Raw genomic sequence first — 18,407 nt, 5'->3', positions numbered from 1 at the left:
AATGCCGATACAATTGAGATTGAAGCAGCAAATAAGCGCGCCTAATTCGTATGTACTAGGTTTTTTGCAGCTTCAAAAGTGGTACAAGCTATAGGGAAATATATGCGCCGCACTATCGCGTTAATCTGTGATGATATTGCATCAATTGCAATTTTAGCTTTCTACCGAGAGCTAAAACAACAGGCGATCGTTCAAAATTGTCGTATTTTGACTTATATAGGACGAGAATCGAATTCTCCTTATGCAAGCGAAAGCTTTCATAATACTATTTTCGATCATATTGACGACAGTAATTTTGATGCTGCAATCGTCGTTGGTGCAGCGTTTACGAATTGGCATGATAAACAGCAAGCCGAAACCTACATCCGTAGTTTAAGCAAAAAGCCAATTGTCGTTACAAGTTATTCAATGAGCGATCTTAGCTGCATCACCATCGATAACTATCAGCCTATGTTCGACCTCACTTGCCACCTGCACCAAGTGCATGGTCATGAATCTATTGGGTTTGTTACTGGGCCTATACTTAACCAAGAATCGCAGCAACGGTTGCAAGCCTATAAGGACGCGCTTAAAGACCTAGGTTTACACTTTGATCCAAGCTACGTCTTTGAAGGAGACTACCGCCCAGAATCTGGAAAGCTGGCAATACAGTTCTTTCAAAAACTGGGCAAAAGTCCGAGCGCAATCATGTTTGCCAATGATGACATGGCAGTTGCTGCACTCGACTATATCCAATGCCACGTTCCGTGGATGCAAAATCGCTGGGCTATTACCGGCTTTGATGATCAAATACTTGCTCATTCAGCACAATTAACAACTGTTTCTCACCCATTTGCTAGCATCGCACGGACTGCTATCCAACAACTACTTAGCGAGCTCGAGCAGCCGAATGCTAAGCAAAATATCGTTATTCCAAGCGAGCTGGTATTCAGAAATAGCTGCGGCTGCGAGCCGCATATACAAACCAAGCTCCCTAACTTTTCAATCTACAACGCAACTCGGCAAATTCACGAGAATATACAAAGCTTTGATCTTGAAGTTTTTTATCAAAAACTAGCGATGTTTTTAAAGCATTATCACGTTAGGGGTTGTTATATCACGCAGTATGTTCAAGAATCACCAACCCAGCATTTGAAATATGCTCGGCTACTCTTTGCTTACCAAAATTACCAAATCATACCGGTCGATACACAGCAAATTTTTGAATGTAAACAATTGCTTCCAAATGAAATGCTCAAACAGCTAAATTACGATGTGCTTGCAATTCAAAGTTTGTTTTTTGATAAAACCCATTTTGGGTACTTGATTTTGGATATTTCGGATGGTGCTGAAGAAGCATTGGACATCTTACGTGGTCATATTTCACATAGCATTATGGGTGCACATTTAATAGCGCAGCGCGACAGTGCTCAGCAACGCTTAGAAAAGTTAACCCAACAACTTAAAGATCAAAGCCAATACTTGTTAGAACAATCAAGCAAAGATACCTTAACCGGGGTACTCAATCGTCGTGGTGCACATGCGCTATGGGCTGAACGTTTGGACCAACTAACAGAGCAAAGTTATGTCGATGTTTATTGTGCCGACTTAAATGGACTGAAGGCGATTAATGATAACCATGGACATAGCGCCGGTGATAAAGCCATTCAATGTATTGCGGAAATTTTGGAACAAATTGTCTCTGATACGGCTTTAGTGTCGCGCCAGGGAGGGGATGAATTCTTAATTGTTGAATTTGAAGCCTCTGAGAACGCCAGTCATTTGCTGATGAATAAATTCAGGCGACTAATACAGATGCGAAATTGTGAATTAACCATGCCTTTTTTTCTTGATGCCGAAATAGGACATCATCGAAGCAACAAGCTTGCTAGCTTTGATGAGTTGGTGGCCCTTGCGGACCAACAACTCTACTTACACAAGCGTTTAACCAAAGAACGCCTGCAAGGTGACTTTTAAAGCACCGCTTTCCCAAGAGATATGACGACCCGGCGGTTGGTTTGCCGCGAGGAAGCGGTATTGTTTTGCGCAATATGGCGCGTCTCTCCAAACCCATCAACTTCGATGACACCACTATCTAGACCGGCCTCTTCTAGAAACGTTTTGATAGAATCCGCTCGCTTTTTCGACAGCTCTAGGTTGGTCCATCGTCCGCCATAACTATCCGTGTGAGCTTGTATAACGACCACATCAATACGCGGGTCGTGCTTCACATACTCCCCTATCATACGCAGTCGTTGTTTAGAACGAACAGTTAGGGCATCACTGTTGCTTTGGTAATTCAATACGGTGAACGAGATATCATCGAAGCTGTAAGGAAGTAAGCGATTTAAGCAACTTAAAAACTCGCTATACGTGTTTCTAAAGTTTATCGAAGACAAACCTACTGACGTGCTTGTATTTTTAGCGTACCAATCTTTGAAGTAAAAGGTTGGCGAATAACCAGCTTCAAGTTCCGATAGCATTTGCCAAGCGCTTTGGTCATTCACGTAGCCATCAAATTGCTGATAAAATCGCAAATCATTAATTGGTTTTACCGGATTACCTGATTTCCAAGTTGGCGGCACACTTCTGAGTACTACTTCTTGGGTTTTCGCCACTTTCCGGTAAGAATCAAGTATGAAATCCACGTTAATATCTTTTGATGCTTTACTGGTAAAACTCGCAGTACCATATTGGGGTATAATATGATCAATACGGCATTGTATAGGGCTCGTTTCTGAAACAACCCAGACCGAATCATTTAAAGGTGCTTGGTAACTGCGGGTAAAGGTTTGCGCTTGCACGCCGATTGCGAAGCTGCTAATTGCAATACCAACACTAAGTCGTAGCTGTATCATCTTTTTTCCCAAAAGCTTTAGCCCAAGGACAAGGTATAGTCCATCTAATACCGGTATCGGCTCGATAAGTAAAAACTTTAGTAAAATCATATTACCAATGCCAAGCTGCTTTTGGCATAATAGCGCGTCGTTTTTATAGTTAAAAATTTTGAGGTATGTGTGAGCGCAGAAAGTCTAATGGCAGGTCGATTTCGTGGCTATTACCCAGTTGTTATCGACGTGGAAACCGCAGGCTTTAATGCACAAACAGATGCTTTGTTAGAAATAGCTGCCTGTTTGCTTGGATTTGACCCTTCTGGTGAGTTATATGTCATTGATGAAATTCAATTTAACGTTGAACCTTTTGAAGGTGCTAACCTAGAAAAAGCGGCATTAGAGTTTACTGGTATAGATCCAACTAATCCGCTACGTGGCGCAGTAAGCGAAGAACACGCCTTAAAAGAGATTTTTAAGCTGGTGCGTAAGCAACTAAAAGCACAGCAATGTAATCGTGCCGTCATGGTTGCCCACAATGCGAGTTTTGATCTTGGGTTTATGCATGCAGCGGCTTCGCGAGCAAGTATTAAACGTAACCCATTTCACCCCTTTGTCAGTTTAGACACCACCAGTCTTAGTGCGCTAAGTCTCGGGCAAACGGTATTGGCAAAAGCCTGTATAGAAGCCGGTATCGAGTTTGACAACAAACAGGCGCATAGTGCTTTGTATGATACTCAGAAAACAGCGCAGTTGTTTTGCCACATCGTTAATCGTTGGCAAACACTTGGCGGATGGCCTCTAGCCGAAAGTAAGTAATCCATTTTTTATTTTTAAGGTTTTTTTAATGCTAACCAATCCGGTCCTCATTTCCGTTGTAATGATGCTCGCGCTCAGTTTTATCCGTGTTAATGTTGTTCTTGCACTCATTGTGGCTGCTATAACTGGTGGACTGATTGCCGGAATAGACTTACAAACCACTATTGCAACCTTTGAACAAGGACTTGGCGATGGCGCACAGATAGCGCTTAGCTACGCCTTGTTAGGTGCCTTCGCTGTCGCTATTGCTCATTCTGGTCTCACCGATTACCTCGCTTCAATGATCATTAAAAAAGTCGTAGGTCATAACGACGAAGGAAAAGCAGGTGTATTACGCTGGATAATTCTTGCATCGGTTGTACTCATGGCGATTAGTTCGCAAAACATAGTTCCAGTACACATTGCGTTTATTCCTATATTAATTCCGCCATTGGTAGCTGTATTTGATCGTCTCGAGATTGATAGACGCGCGGTTGCCTGCTGTATTACTTTTGGTCTTGTTACAACATATATGTTTTTGCCTGTAGGCTTCGGCAGCATTTTTATTAATCAGCTACTCCACCGAAATCTAGTCGATAATGGACTTATCATTAATGCCACTGAACTGCCAACTGCAATGGCTATTCCGGCTTTAGGTATGGTTTTTGGCTTAATCATTGCGGTTTTTGTTAGCTATCGTAAGCCGCGTGTATACGCTAAAAAATCAAACACTGTTGCGACGCCAGAAAAATCAACGCTAGTGCCCAGTAATATCATTGTAAGTGCGCTCGCGGTAGCTGCTTCACTGGCGATTCAGTTGTACTCTAATTCAATCATTATGGGTGCGCTTTCAGGTTTTGTTATGTTAATGCTGGTTACCCGTGCTAACTCAAACACTGCGCAAGATTTGTTTGTACAAGGCGTTAAAATGATGGCAATGATCGGATTCATTATGATCTCTGCTGCAGGCTTTGCCAATGTAATGCGCGAAACGGGAGGCATTCCAGAGTTAGTAAATGCAGCAACTGCTATTTTGGGCAACAATTTATACTTAGCTGCCGCCATGATGTTGATAGTAGGATTATTAATAACGATGGGGATCGGGTCATCGTTTTCAACCATCCCGATTATTGCGGCGATTTATGTGCCGCTTTGTATTGAACTCGGGTTTTCACCCCTGGCAATTGCGGCACTAGTGGGTACCGCGGCTGCGCTCGGTGATGCAGGCTCTCCGGCTTCGGATTCAACTTTAGGTCCGACGGCAGGCCTTAATATAGATGGCCAACATGATCATATTAGCGGCACCGTGATCCCAACGTTCTTACACTTCAACATTCCTCTGCTGGTTGCCGGTTGGCTAGCAGCGGTTGTGTTATAGGATTTATACATGACAGATTCGACTGAGGGTTTAAGCCTCGTAAAAGAACTGCAATTATCTCAACTACAGTTTGATTACATGCTACCCGACTTTCCAATTTCAAACACAGCCAGTTGGGCGCAGATAAATCCTATAGCAAGTAGCGCTATGGAACGTTTCGTTGCAAGCGAAGGCCCCTCGATTATGCTACTTCAGAGCCCTTCGTTTCTTGATGTACGTAGCTTTTTAGTCGATCAGTTGCCCGAGCATTTTGAAACAAGCGCAATGGTATTTTTGCCAAGCCCTTGGTCTAGTCAGACACACTGCATATTTGAATTAGATGCACCGAACGACACGCGCCTAATCAATGACTTAAAGCAATTATTTGAAACGCAAGCAACACAACTCGAAACTATATTTAGTACCTTAAATACCGATAAAGTCTATTCGCAGCATGCCGCGCTTATAGATTACTTTAAGAGTTTATCAGATTATTTGTGGCAGCACCCTCAATCCAAGCAAACATGTATAAAAAGCTTACAGAGCTTAAGTCAAAGTTCTTCATCGCCAATCATAGACATCGCAAGCAGAACAGCACTTTTTGGCAGTTGTGAATATAATCGACAAAGTCAGCTTGTACGTCTGCGTAGCGGCGCATTACACGCGCAAAAACAACAAGTAATTGCGCTGCAACTTGAATCCTTGTTGAGTCACCCAGAGCTATGGTTAGAACTCAAGGCTGTAGTTCAATCTAAAAAAGTCCAGTGGCAAAGTGCAGCGCGATTCAACGAAAGTCCAATCCCAGATTTACCGGATTTAGATTGTAAAATAAAAATAGTCATTTATGCTGACGCTGAATTGATTCATGGCCTCCATGAAATGGACCCAAGTGCTGGCGCTATCTTTAACGATATATGCGAACTTAAGTCGCAGATGCCTCGCAATCAAGACAGCACAACTGCATATTTAAGCCAACTCAATTATTTGCTAACAACGCAGGATTTACCGGTACTCAATACTGAAGCGGCCAAATATGCAATTGAGCGCTCTACCCGATTAGCTGAACACCGTGACTACTTAAGCCTCTATTTTAGCTCTATGCTGCGAGTATTTCGATTACACCAACAACAGTTCAACAGTGCTTATAGCTTTGCTCAACTACATCAGTGCCAAAGCCTACTTCAAGCGCAGATAGGTGCCGCTCGTCACTATAGTAATCAGGGTTTTGTTGAGAAGTTTGTTCACCTTGAAGTCAAAGGTAAGTGTGTGGCTCAAATCAATGGGCTTTCAGTTCTAGAACATGAGGGTGTTGGTCTGAGTTTTGGTGAACCGATGCGCATAACAGCAAGTGTTCACAATGGCGACGGCGAAGTTATCGACATTGAACGTAAAGCTGAATTGGGTGGTAACATTCATGCTAAATCAATGATGATTATACAAAACTTCATTAACCAGCTACTCGCAAGTGACCATCAACTCCCATTCTCTTCGAGTATTGTTTTTGAGCAAAGCTATAGTGACATCGATGGCGACAGTGCGTCGCTTGCCGGCTTATTGGTTTTACTGTCTGCGCTTTCTCGAATCGAGATTCACCAAAGTTTGGCGGTAACCGGCGCTATTGACCAAAGTGGTTCAGTTCTAGCGGTTGGCGGTATTAATGAAAAAATCGAAGGTTACTATGATGTTTGTAAAAGCTTAGGCTCGCATACCAAACAGGGTGTTGTTATTCCCGCAACCAATGTACAGCAATTATGCCTTCGGCCCGACATAGTTGACGCTATTGGTCTAGGTGAATTTCATATCTATCCAGTAAACTACTTAAGCGAAGCTATTGCGTTATTTTTTGACTGTCCTTTAAGTAGTCCAGACCACGAAAATACAGTACTGGCGGCAATCGTTAAACGGATAGAGCAACTCAACAATGATGACAAAGACGACGATTTTGGTTGGTTAAGTCGCATAAAGGACTTGTTTAGTCAAAAAACAAACTAAAATTAGGATCTTATTCGAGATCGGAGTTGTCTAGCGTACACGTGTTCGCTAGAATACCGTCAAATTTATTAAGGGTGTATACAGATGTCGCAATTGTCACAAAAAGAACAAGGTAGACACAGCTACGAGCGCCAAGATCTGCTCGATTGTAGTCAAGGCTTGTTGTTTGGCGAAGGGAATAGCAAACTTCCAGCGCCAAATATGTTAATGATGGATCGTATCTCTACGATTAACGCTGACGGTGGTGAATTTGGTAAAGGCGAAATTGTCGCTGAGCTCGATATTACGCCTGACCTTTGGTTTTTTGATTGTCACTTTCCAGGGGATCCAGTTATGCCAGGTTGCCTAGGCTTAGACGCGATGTGGCAACTTGTCGGGTTTTTCTTAGGTTGGAGCGGTGGTCCAGGCAAAGGCCGAGCGCTAGGCGTAGGCGAGGTTAAATTTACCGGTCAAATTTTGCCTACCAACAAAAAAGTAACCTACCGTATCACCATGAAGCGCGTAATTATGCGCAAACTTGTTATGGGGATTGGCGATGGTGAAGTCTTAGTTGACGGTCGTGTTATCTATACCGCTAAAGATTTAAAAGTTGGGTTGTTTACAGACACCAGTACCTTTTAGCTTTCGACATCTTAGTCATTAAAAAAGGCCCTCTTGGGCCTTTTTGCTTACTTAAATTCATTGTGTTTCAATCAAAATCAAATAAAAAGCTAATGGGTTTCCAATCCCGTAACGCGTTCTTCAACTGCAGAGCGCCAACCTCCATACCACTGCCCTTTCGCATCAACCATTTCATATGGGCATGCATCTTTGGACTTTCCAATTAAACCAGCTTGATAGCCTTTGGCGTGTGCTCGTTCTAAACGATCGCGTTTTTGTCTTTTCATAGACGATTCCTCATCAAGATCAGAAGTAATTAAATATTGCGTGTTGCAACTTATTCACTATCCGCCAATAAATAAAAAACGTCAAAGATCAATTTTGACGTTTTTATTGCAAGACCTTGATTATTACTTAAGCAATCACATCCACTTTTATAATTGTGATATAGATCGTGTTACGTTTCGGAATCTAGTTTTATAGCTTCTAACTCTTCCCAGCGTTCGAGTTTTTGTTCTAGTTTATGCTCGGCATCTGCAAGCTTTTCTAAGTGTTCTTGAACAAAGTCTTGAGATTTGGAGTAGAAGTCACTAGCACCGGCTATCGATTGGAGTGAGTCGACTAAGGCTTCTGCTTTTTCTAAAGCCTTTGGCATTTCATCCAATTCATGTTTAAGTTTGAACGACATTTTGCTACGTTTTATTTTTTGCGCTACTGGGGCGGTTGTTGATTTCTTCGGTTCAGACTTAGCGCTTGGTTTAGCACTAGCTTCAGCAATCCGTTGTACGCGTTCAAGCTCTTGATAGCCACCATGGTGGATTGATATTTTACCGTGACCCGTGAAATTCCAAAGTGCCGTAGCCGTATTATCAATGAAGCTACGGTCGTGACTCACCAACAATACCGTTCCTTTATAATCAGAAATCAGTTCTTCAAGTAGTTCTAAAGTCTCAACATCTAAGTCATTGGTTGGTTCATCGAGTACAAGAATATTTGCTGGCTTTAAAAATAATTTAGCTAATAGTAGTCGGTTTTTCTCTCCGCCAGAAAGCGCTTTTACGGGTGTAAATGCTCGCTTTGGATGGAATAAAAAGTCTTGTAGATAGCCCATCACATGCTTGGTTTTTCCACCAACCTCAACCATCTGTCTGCCGCCAGCTATGTTTTCCAGCAAGGTCTTTTCTGGGTCAACCTCTTGACGATATTGGTCAAAATAAGCGACTTCAAGATTGGTACCTGTTTTAATCGTGCCGCCACTTGGTTCAAGTTGACCGAGAAGCATTTTAATAAGTGTGGATTTACCACATCCGTTTGGACCGACCAAAGCAATCTTGTCGCCGCGCATCACCAGTAGATCGATAGGTTCAACAATAGGTGTTTGGGCATCGTAACGAAAACTAATTTGCTCAGCTTCAAATACTACTTTTCCTGACTTAAGACCAGAGTCAACGCTCATCTGGCTTTGACCTTGGGCTTTAACCCGATCAGAACGTTCCACGCGTAGCGCTTTTAGAGCTCGTACGCGCCCTTCGTTACGCGTACGGCGCGCTTTGATTCCTTGACGGATCCATACTTCTTCTTCAGCCAGTTTTTTATCAAATTGAGCATTCTGCAATTCTTCAACTCGCAGCCATTCAATTTTACCTTCTAGGTATTGATCATAGTTACCAGGCCAAGACGTGAAAACACCTCGGTCAATATCTACAATACGCGTCGCAACATTACGGATGAACTGACGGTCGTGACTTACAAACACGATAGTGCCACCGAAGGTTTTTAGAAACTCTTCTAACCATTGAATCGTTTTTATATCGAGATGGTTTGTTGGTTCATCAAGTAGCAAAACGTCTGGTTGCATTACTAGTGCCTGGGCCAAAGCTACTTTACGCAACCAACCACCTGATAAGTCTGTAAGCGATGCATCTTTGTCTAAAGACAGCAATGAGATGACACGCTGAATTTGACTATCAAAATTCCAGCCATCTAGGGTTTCAATTTGCTCTTGAAGATGACCCATTTTTTCAAGTAGGTCATCTCTTGGATCAAGTGCGTACTCATCCATAATTAAATGGTAGTCACTGAGCACTTTGCCTACTTTAGGGCTGCCTTGAGCTACATATTGATAAACAGTCGCTTCACTTGCCGTTGGGGGATCTTGTTGTAGACGAGCAACAACGGTGTTATTTACAAGCTGAAGCTTACCCGAGTCTAATTGGATTTCTTGAGCCAATACCTTCATTAAACTACTTTTACCGGCACCATTTCGCCCGACCAGACATAATCGTTCTTTGGCATCGACCTGAAAGTCGGCATTTTTTAGTAGTGGCGTATCACCGTAAGCTAAAAACGCATCTTGAAGATTTATTAACACACTGTCCTCTGTATAAATTGTTGTAGCTGCTTGGCATCAAACGGCCAAGCTAGCTCGTCACCTTGATCTAGGTTTCGTATTACGGGAATGCTATAAGCGTAACGTTTACTAAGTTGCTCTTGCGTCACAATATCCAATAGCTGAATATCAAAATCAGAATTTATCTCAAGCCACAAGGCATGCGCTTGTTCGCACAAATGACATCCTTGCGTATGGTACAAAACGAATTTTGCTTCGCTCATGATTTTCTGATGAACCAACAGTTGTGGATATTTTGCTTGCGCTCAAAATCTGGAGAAAGAGATTTTGAGGATACATTCTCTATACTTAGACTAAGTTCGGCTAAGCCGTCTGTATCCATTTTAAATTGGCGTTTATTGTTGGAGAATATAAGCAATCCACCTGGACGAAGCCTTGCGACAGATTTGCGAATCAGATCCACATGATCATTTTGCACATCAAAGACTTGACTCATCTTCTTCGAGTTTGAAAAGGTAGGCGGATCTAAAAATATCAAGTCGTACTGTTGACTCACAGGCTGTGAAAGCCACTGTAAACAATCAGCACGCATAAAGGCATGTTTTGAGATATTAAGATCATTTAGTCTAAAATTGTCTTTAGCCCAATCTAGGTATGTATTCGACATATCGATGGTTGTCACTTGACTCGCTCCACCAATAGCTGCGTGGACACTTGCAGCGCCAGTGTAAGCAAACAAATTCAGCACCCGTTTATCTTTTGAATTTTGCTGTAGATAATGGCGCATATTACGATGATCAAGAAATAGCCCCGTATCTAAATAAGACACAAGATCGATATAGAATTTGGCACCAAACTCGCTTACGACCATGCGTTCTTCGTTTTCAGATTTACGCTGATACTGATCTTTACCTTTTTGCTGAGAACGCTGTTTGAATATCAGTTTGTCGCTGTCAACAAATTCAGACTGGATAAGACCCGTTAATAAATCCATAAGACGGCGACGGGCTTTATTTGGATCAATGATTGCTGGCGCCCGGTATTCTTGGACCACCATGTAATCATCATAGATATCAACGGCAACATTGTACTCAGGTAGGTCAGCGTCGTATAAACGATAACAAGTAATTTCTTCACGCTTTAGCCACTTAGCTAAACGTTTTTTATTTTTTCGAAGACGATTTACAAAATCTTCCGCGTATTGGTGTTGGTGTACGGTCTCTTGCTCACCCACTTCGTAGAGCTTGAACACACAATCTAAGGGGCCATTCATAAACTTGTATTGCTTATGACTACGCATACGCAAGTAGTCGAATAACTCCGGTGTACTACTTAATAGTGCTACGCGCCAACCTGAAAAATGGTTTTTGATAACTGCGCCTAGACCTAAGAACAAGCCGATTAAGCTGGTCACTTCCCCTAAGCGTTCTCCATAAGGAGGGTTACTGATAATCAAGCCTTTCTCTTTAGGCGCATTATCAATTAATACCGCATCTTGTCGATGTACCGAAATAAGTTTACTTAGGCCTGCTCGTTCGATGTTGGCGTTTGCAATAGTGATCATGCGTCTATCTATATCGTAGCCAATCAACTGACGGTCGCAGCTTTCTAAGCCCTTTTCGCGACGTTCAAGCGCTTGTTCTTGAACTGTACGCCAAATATCGGCATCAAAATTACCCAAGGCTTCGAGGTGAAAATAGCGATTTAGCCCAGGTGCAATATCGGCGGCCATCATAGCGGCTTCAATTAGGATTGTTCCAGAACCACACATCGGATCAACAAGCCGTTTCTCAGTCCAATTAGCGCGTTTAACCAGCGCTGCTGCAAGGTTTTCTTTAAGCGGCGCATCGCCTTGTTCAGTTCTATAGCCTCGTTTACTGAGAACTTCGCCACACAAATCTAGGGAAATCATTACTTTTTCTCTAGATATATGCACCATGATACGTACATCAGGGCTTTCTTTACTAACCGAAGGTCTATCCCCTTGAAGCCGGGCAAAACGGTCGACAATTGCGTCTTTAACGCGTAACGCAGCAAACTGACTATTGTTTATAATTCGATTGGTACCACTACAATAGACGGCAAAGGTTTGATTGATTTCGAAATAGTCTTCCCAAACAATATCATTTGCTACCGCGTACAGGCTGTCGCTGCTATCAAAGCGCGTATCCGCAAGTGTCATTAAGACCCGAGACGAATAACGTGACCACAAACACATTTGATAGGCGGTTTCTAAACTACCCTCAAAGCGTAGTCCGCCTACTCCCATTTTTATGGTTTGAGCATCTAATTGTTGTAGTTCTTCGTCGATAAGCTGTTCTAAGCCCATGGCGCAGCTGGCAAAAAATTGTTGCATGAGTATTCCAATTATAAAGTCGCGGCGGATTATAGCCTGTTTAGTGTATTTAACCCATTAAGTTTAGATCTTTTAGCTTAACTAGCGCTTGCCAATAAGGTGTGTGGAATCATTATCAACTGCTGTCGGTATCTGTATTGTCGCGCTTTTGATTGGCCGATACTATTTTGGCATCCTCATTTTGCTATTCTAAAAGAGCCAAAACTCTATAAACGAGCCTAATTAACTAGCGTCGGTACTATTTCAATAGCAATTAACTAGCTGTATCGCTTTATCTTTTTAATACAGCAGCGAATAGGAGGCTCATAAGGAGAGTTTTCGTTCAAAACTTGTCCTATCTCCGCAGATTTTAGCTTAGATTATCGACAAGAGAATATAAATTGAGCGAACGGACAGAAACTTTGGATTAGTTCTTGCTTTGCTTTGCAACTCGCCCTAGTATGCACCCCATCAAACGGACGCGGGATGGAGCAGTCTGGTAGCTCGTCGGGCTCATAACCCGAAGGTCGTAGGTTCAAATCCTGCTCCCGCAACCAATTGTTTGTTTGATAGTCGACGCGGGATGGAGCAGTCTGGTAGCTCGTCGGGCTCATAACCCGAAGGTCGTAGGTTCAAATCCTGCTCCCGCAACCATCGACACAGCAAAAAATATACACGGACGCGGGATGGAGCAGTCTGGTAGCTCGTCGGGCTCATAACCCGAAGGTCGTAGGTTCAAATCCTGCTCCCGCAACCAACGTGTATAGTACAAACCCCATAACTACTTAATTAAACTTTCTGATTACCTTCACTTTACCTCAGTTCAACAAGCTTAATATTAGTTTAAGTCTTTGTCTTTCCAATATTTTGTGCCTGAGGCGTTAGCGTTAACCAACCAACCCTGTTTACTTAATACGAAAAATGATCGCCCATCAACAAATTTAACGTCTGTACTATTGCGCTCATCGCCTTCCATAGTGCTAGCATCTGCAGAAGCATCGTAGCCATTTTCCACAAACTGACTAAAATCTGCTGTTGTCTCAAACATAATGACAAACTGAGATTCGAATCCACCAATACCAAATGCGGCTCCCACTCCGCCAGTCCCCATTTGCATGTAAGTTCTTGCGCTGTCGCTTGCTTGAATTGCTACGCCGCGGCCATAGCCTACCGATAGCGGGAAAATTGTGACGCGTCGCATATCAAAAGCGGCATAACCAGCGCTCTTTTTATAGGCGCCAGCAGCCTCGTTGTTTTCAGCTAATAAACGCTTTAAGATGTCGCTGGCCATCAGATCCAATTTATTTCGGGTAGCCTGTGGTGTTTCTTCATCGCTAACCAATTCGCTGGTCGATTCGATTGTGTTCCCTACCGCTTCAACCCCTTTTTTTGCGACTTCTCCGATTTTATCGGTTCCAGATTTTAGGCTGTCAGTAAATTCGTTAGCATGTGCGTTGGTGCAAATAATACTAAGTAGAACTAGTGCTAATTTTGATTTCATTTTTTCCCCGACTCGTTTGTTGTGCAATTAAAAGCTGACCGCTAAGCCAAACGAAAACCCTTCGACTCGATCTCCCTGAGTATACCGAAGCATTGCTCGAGCGGTGGTTACCCATGGGATCTTAGTTTTTGACACATCTATTTCGCCGCCCAAACCGACTTGAAATAACCACGGTTTACTAAAAATACGTTGTTGATCACCGTCATAGTATCCGGCAGAAAACTCAGCTACGGTTCTGATAGGACGCTGGAAGGCAGTAAATCCGGTAGGGACTCGAAGTCTTGACCAAAGTGAAGTCGTGTAGGCTTTTGCTTGTCCCGATATATCTTTGTCACCCGCAATGGGTTGCACATACAGCCTGGTATGGCGCAATATTACATCTGCTTCCCAATCATTAAGCCAGCGTTCGTTATAGACCAAAGCTAGAGAGCCACCTAGACCACCAGCACTTAACTGACCACTATCTAAGAAGCCGAGATCATCGTCAAATTGCCGCTGCAAGTAGTTTAGTCCGATGATGACATCACTGGTGACGATACCCAGGGCAACCAGACCCATTGGACGAAGAACGATATTGTCATAAATTTCAAAATCCCAGCCCACAGCCCCCGATAAGGCAAAGCTTGTCCACTTAGCTTCAGTTTTGCGCTGTTCGTCACCATTTGAAAAGAGAAAAACTGGGTCGTAACGATTCCAGCCAACAAATCCCTCTAGATAGAGAGGAAATTGTTCGCTCCAGGTAAATCCACCACCAATTTGACCGGCTTTAAAATCAGTTCCAGTTGTGTCTTCTTGGCCTGTATCTAGAAAAATAGCACTTGCCGTTTCACTAGGAACCGCCGCAAAACCAAATAGCGCTAGGGCGCCAACGAGCCGCTGATTTACGGCGTCATTGAGACGAGTATCTGATGCTGAAGCTTTGTCTGATGCTGAGGCTGAAGCTGATATAGCACTAATACAGAGACTAATAATGGCAACTAAAACCAGCCGCCAAACCAAGCGCATTCTTGCTACAAACGCGTCTTTATTACCGCTTAAAATAAGGTCTGCATTTGCAGTCCTGCTATAGCTTAGCGGATACAATTTCTACCCGCTTCTTTTGCTTCGTACAAACGGCTATCAGCTAAACTGAAACACGCTTCTAAGCTGTCCGCTTGACTCGAATCAGTACAACCAATACTAAAAGTTACATATACACCAGGGGCAATAGGGTGCGGTATACGTAGTTGCTCTAGGCGATCAGCAACTCTTTGCGCTAATTGTTTCGCGTCATTGACATCACTTCCATGTTGAATCAACACGAATTCTTCCCCACCGTAGCGAATAGCTAAATCCGTTTCTCGAATACTAGACGTAAGAACCTTAGACACTTGCCGGATAACTTCGTCACCGCGTGAATGCCCTAAGGTATCGTTGTAGATTTTAAAGTTATCAATATCCAGTACCAGTAACGAAAAACCTTGTTTTAATAAACCACTATGTTGATTTTGGCATTCCATATCGTAGCGTTTACGATTATACAATGAGCTTAAACTATCAATAAGCGCATCATGTTGCGCCTGGCTTAAATTATATTGGTAATTTTGAACTCTTAGCTGTTCTTCCGTAACGTCTTTTATCATTAAAAGCAGTGACGGCTTTTGTTCCCAATGCACTTCTATTGCGTTTATTTGGTACCAATGCTCACGTTGCTCGTCGTAGTAGACTTCGCCAAGTTGCTGCATTTGATCTCCAACACTTGAAAGGTCGTGTTGTATAAGCTGTTCCGACAGACCCGGAATATTTAGACTCGATTGTCCAATTTGTGCAGAAAACTCATTTTGAAAGACAAAGTTACAAGCTTGAATTACCTGACCATGAATAAGAACCACGGCTAAATCCACATGCTCCAAGATTTTTGCCAACAATTCGTTGCTGTGTTGCAACTCCAATTTTTGTTGTACTACTGTTTGCTGTGAACGGTAAATCGTTCTTGCCAAAAGACCTATCTCGTTACGTCGATCAAACTCGTTTATATTTTCCTCGCTCAAGCTTTGTTGCCCCAAATAACGACTAAGCTTACGACTTTGCAAAAACAAAGCACGATGTAAATAACGTAAGTTAAGCGCCATAAGCACAAACGAAATAGCGATCAACCAAAGCAACACCTTAACCGTGTACTGAGCGTTGTTAACCAACAAGTTTGTGTTCTGTGAGACTTTGTTTTCGAAGGCGTTGTAGTCTTTTCTAGAGTTAGAAGCCATTGCTGACAATAAAACTTTAAACTGTGTAGACAAGCCATTGAGTTGGCGGGACATTTGATTAACCGAATTGATTTTTTCAATAAGTTCAAATTCGATTAACTTCGATACGCTATAGAAACCTTGATGTAGCTCAGCAGGATATTGTTCAATTTCTTTGTTAAGCGCATCAGTTAAGCGGGTCAGACTAATTCTAGACTTTGTTCGCTCAAATGGCTTCTCTAGACTTCTAAGTTTTGTCAGTTCTATGTAGAGCGTAACGGGTGTTGTTTGACCGGATAACACCGCCGCTCTTGCTAAAGGAACAACTTGCAAGGCAATAGACTCAACACTATCTTTGAAGTCTCGGTTGTCATCTATCAATTGTTGTTTTATCGCAACCAACTGCCTTAAGGTATTTTCCATTTCTTGAACAAGTTCATTTAGCTCTAACAGATTTCGGCTCTGCTGCGAGCGGGCAAGTTCGTCGCTAAGCAAATCAAATATTTCGGCGCTTTGTTGTAAATATAGACGGGTTTGTGAAATGGTCGCGGAGGCAATAACCAGCCTCGCTTTTGACTCAAGCTCAGTAGCCATTAATTGTATGCTCGTAGAACTCTTTAGATTCGGTAGTTCGACTTGCTCACTATGTTTAGCTATTTGCAAAAAAGAGGATATTTGTTGAACACTGAAGATACTTAAAGCGATCAATAGAAAGCTTAACAAAGCATAGCTAAAAGTAACTCGCCAACCAATTTTATGATAAAAGCGTGTCTTGTTTGAGCTCAAGTCATTTCCTTATTCCACTATTGGCTTAAATCGATTAGCCGTTTTCCGATATCTGCTGACACTAGGTTTTCGTTGGCAAGTAAGTATTCGGATACTATCTCCCAAGTTAACCTTGAATAGTGTTGATTAGACATAGGTTTTTTGTTTGCTATCATCGCATAACCGTCGCCACCTTTTAATAGATACTCTGAAACTGCCAGTGAATAAGTATTTTGCGTTAACGCTTGCCCATTTCTTTTCAACGAAATTATTCGCTTTCCTGCAGGCAGCTGACTATCGTACTCTATGTTGATACCTGAGACTTGTAGGAACTGTCCCTTGGCCTGAGGTAACCCTGACAAACTATGTTCCAGAACTTTTTTCAGTTCCTGCGGGGTCAATTCGATAGCGTAAACAGCAGAACCAAATGGAAGTTCTTGTCGAATATCTAAACGAGAAATTTGGCTTCCTTTAGGGTAGATCCGTTCCCCACGTATTGACCCACTATTTACTATCGCGATATCAGCACTTAGATAAGCGCGTATTGCGTCTGCGACAAGATTACCAAAAACTGTTTCTTTGACCCTAGAGTCTTCGCGTTTAGTAGAGATCTCTTGAGTTGTGGTATAGAGGTATTGAGACAAAAACGAATCAATTCGATTAACGTACGCTTGAATAACAAGTTCCAGCTGAAGACTACTCTGGCTCGAAGCGTAGCTTTGAATAGTTGCCTCTATATTATGCTGCGTATCAATGCTAATAAGCGCAACTTCGCCATCCTGACCTCCACTTTTAACCCTAACCGGTTTAGCGTTAAGATCAACATAGTCCTCACCACTGTTGGCTAACAGCAGTAAATCAATTTCAGATAGATCAACACCCTCGAGTTTTACCAGTAAGTCCTCTTCACTCATCAAAACAATGAAATCAGCACCTTGTTCTTTTAGGCTTTCCGCAGAATCATCGATACTATTTTGTAAATCAAGAAGCGTTACATTCGGAATTACATAATTGGATGTTATCGAACTATCAACCAGGCTAAACACGCCAACATCAATGTTATTTGCTGACAAAATATACGAGGGCTGGATCCCTTCGATTGAATCCCAAGTTCGTGTATCAACAATGTTACTCAGTATCAAAGGAAAGCTAGCTTCGTATGCACGTAGGCTCAGATTATCAACACCTAAGGAAAATTCACTTTGGTTGGCAAACATAAGGCTTATGGGCAAATGATTGAGTACATCAATCATATGCGCACCCTGGTCGTAATTAGACAAAGCATTGGGAAATAAACTATCTCCGCCATGCAAAAACAACACGCCTTGCGGATTTCGTTTTTCCAAATTTTCGTAGAAGCCGGCAAGTTGTGTAATGCCTACTTTATCATCGTCATCAATGATGTTTGGAATGTTAGAGGTAAAGACAATTTGAAGCTTAGCTGCCACTGCGTTTAGCGAGGGCAATGTCATACAACAAGCAAACAACAAATACGTTAGTTTCATACCTCTGCCCTAGCGAATGTTTCCATAGACTTACGTTACTACTGAATCGAGTTTGTCGGAAGAGATTTATAATAGCCAGCGCTCTAGAAATCTAAAGCCAAACTTATTTATAGTACTACCAAATCGACCTCTAAAGCCTTACATTTGCACCTATAAACGACTAGTAACTCGC

Annotated in this window: 14 protein-coding genes and 3 tRNA genes; 8 read left to right on the top strand and 9 right to left on the bottom strand. The window is 42.4% G+C overall.

Annotation, left to right across the window (positions count from 1 at the left end; genetic code table 11):
* Positions 1–102: 102 nt before the first annotated feature.
* On the top strand, positions 103–1,956 hold the full coding sequence (locus DBZ36_RS05570) for a diguanylate cyclase (protein WP_120353928.1): 1,854 nt from the start codon (positions 103–105) through the stop codon (positions 1,954–1,956).
* Here the strand turns inward: DBZ36_RS05570 and DBZ36_RS05565 are convergent.
* Positions 1,953–2,837 carry a flagellar protein MotY gene (locus DBZ36_RS05565; RefSeq protein WP_120354472.1) on the bottom strand — a complete coding sequence of 295 codons (885 nt, stop codon included), beginning with the start codon at positions 2,835–2,837 and terminating at the stop codon, positions 1,953–1,955. The two genes, DBZ36_RS05570 and DBZ36_RS05565, sit on opposite strands and share 4 nt — an antisense overlap.
* Positions 2,838–3,014: 177 nt before the next feature.
* On the opposite strand from DBZ36_RS05565, the gene rnt reads away from it, so the two are divergent.
* From rnt to fabA, 4 genes are all read left to right on the top strand, one after another.
* The gene (gene rnt / locus DBZ36_RS05560) at positions 3,015–3,629 is read left to right on the top strand and encodes a ribonuclease T (RefSeq protein WP_120354471.1); all 615 of its coding nucleotides are present in this window, start codon (positions 3,015–3,017) and stop codon (positions 3,627–3,629) included.
* A gap of 28 nt (positions 3,630–3,657) precedes the next feature.
* Positions 3,658–4,986, top strand: a complete 1,329-nt coding sequence (locus DBZ36_RS05555; protein ID WP_120353927.1) for a Na+/H+ antiporter family protein — start codon at positions 3,658–3,660, stop codon at positions 4,984–4,986.
* Positions 4,987–4,995: 9 nt separating this feature from the next.
* Positions 4,996–6,957 (top strand): AAA family ATPase, encoded by a 1,962-nt coding sequence (locus DBZ36_RS05550; RefSeq protein WP_120353926.1) that lies wholly within the window; start codon positions 4,996–4,998, stop codon positions 6,955–6,957.
* Positions 6,958–7,041: 84 nt separating this feature from the next.
* Positions 7,042–7,578: a bifunctional 3-hydroxydecanoyl-ACP dehydratase/trans-2-decenoyl-ACP isomerase gene (gene fabA / locus DBZ36_RS05545; protein WP_120353925.1), complete on the top strand. Its 537-nt coding sequence runs from the start codon at positions 7,042–7,044 to the stop codon at positions 7,576–7,578.
* Between the two features lie 89 nt (positions 7,579–7,667).
* Here the strand turns inward: fabA and rmf are convergent, their stop codons facing one another.
* The 4 genes from rmf to rlmKL all read right to left on the bottom strand — a co-directional run bounded on the left by rmf (position 7,668) and on the right by rlmKL (position 12,263).
* Complete coding sequence (rmf, locus tag DBZ36_RS05540; protein ID WP_120353924.1) at positions 7,668–7,844, bottom strand: ribosome modulation factor; 177 nt, start codon at positions 7,842–7,844, stop codon at positions 7,668–7,670.
* 170 nt (positions 7,845–8,014) lie between these two features.
* Positions 8,015–9,928, bottom strand: coding sequence for an ATP-binding cassette ATPase Uup (gene uup, locus DBZ36_RS05535; protein ID WP_120353923.1), 1,914 nt, complete (start codon positions 9,926–9,928; stop codon positions 8,015–8,017).
* Entirely contained in the window at positions 9,922–10,170 is a 249-nt protein-coding gene (locus tag DBZ36_RS05530; RefSeq protein WP_120353922.1) for a glutaredoxin family protein, read from the bottom strand. Before DBZ36_RS05530 ends, uup begins: the two co-directional genes overlap by 7 nt.
* Complete coding sequence (rlmKL, locus tag DBZ36_RS05525) at positions 10,167–12,263, bottom strand: bifunctional 23S rRNA (guanine(2069)-N(7))-methyltransferase RlmK/23S rRNA (guanine(2445)-N(2))-methyltransferase RlmL (RefSeq protein ID WP_120353921.1); 2,097 nt, start codon at positions 12,261–12,263, stop codon at positions 10,167–10,169. Before rlmKL ends, DBZ36_RS05530 begins: the two co-directional genes overlap by 4 nt.
* Before the next feature lie 459 nt (positions 12,264–12,722).
* Between rlmKL and DBZ36_RS05520 the strand changes: the two genes are divergently transcribed.
* The 3 genes from DBZ36_RS05520 (at position 12,723) to DBZ36_RS05510 (ending at position 12,999) form a co-directional block, all read left to right on the top strand.
* A tRNA-Met gene (locus DBZ36_RS05520) sits at positions 12,723–12,799 on the top strand.
* A gap of 20 nt (positions 12,800–12,819) precedes the next feature.
* Positions 12,820–12,896, top strand: a tRNA-Met gene (locus tag DBZ36_RS05515).
* A gap of 26 nt (positions 12,897–12,922) precedes the next feature.
* Positions 12,923–12,999, top strand: a tRNA-Met gene (locus tag DBZ36_RS05510).
* 81 nt (positions 13,000–13,080) lie between these two features.
* On the opposite strand, the gene DBZ36_RS05505 is transcribed toward DBZ36_RS05510, so the two are convergent.
* The 4 genes from DBZ36_RS05505 to DBZ36_RS05490 all read right to left on the bottom strand — a co-directional run bounded on the left by DBZ36_RS05505 (position 13,081) and on the right by DBZ36_RS05490 (position 18,235).
* Positions 13,081–13,743, bottom strand: coding sequence for a lipid-binding SYLF domain-containing protein (locus tag DBZ36_RS05505; RefSeq protein WP_120353920.1), 663 nt, complete (start codon positions 13,741–13,743; stop codon positions 13,081–13,083).
* Between the two features lie 27 nt (positions 13,744–13,770).
* Positions 13,771–14,748, bottom strand: coding sequence for an autotransporter outer membrane beta-barrel domain-containing protein (locus tag DBZ36_RS05500; RefSeq protein WP_147394997.1), 978 nt, complete (start codon positions 14,746–14,748; stop codon positions 13,771–13,773).
* 65 nt (positions 14,749–14,813) lie between these two features.
* Positions 14,814–16,751: a GGDEF domain-containing protein gene (locus DBZ36_RS05495; protein WP_120353918.1), complete on the bottom strand. Its 1,938-nt coding sequence runs from the start codon at positions 16,749–16,751 to the stop codon at positions 14,814–14,816.
* 17 nt (positions 16,752–16,768) lie between these two features.
* A complete protein-coding gene (locus tag DBZ36_RS05490; RefSeq protein WP_120353917.1) occupies positions 16,769–18,235 on the bottom strand; it encodes a bifunctional metallophosphatase/5'-nucleotidase in 1,467 nt (488 codons plus the stop codon).
* Between the last annotated feature and the right edge of the window lie 172 nt (positions 18,236–18,407).

The sequence above is a fragment of the Alginatibacterium sediminis genome (assembly GCF_003610775.1).
In the GTDB taxonomy this organism is placed as follows: Bacteria; Pseudomonadota; Gammaproteobacteria; order Enterobacterales; family Celerinatantimonadaceae; genus Alginatibacterium; species Alginatibacterium sediminis.
Note: the sequence above shows the minus strand (reverse complement) of the source record. Positions and strands in the feature narration are given on the sequence as shown.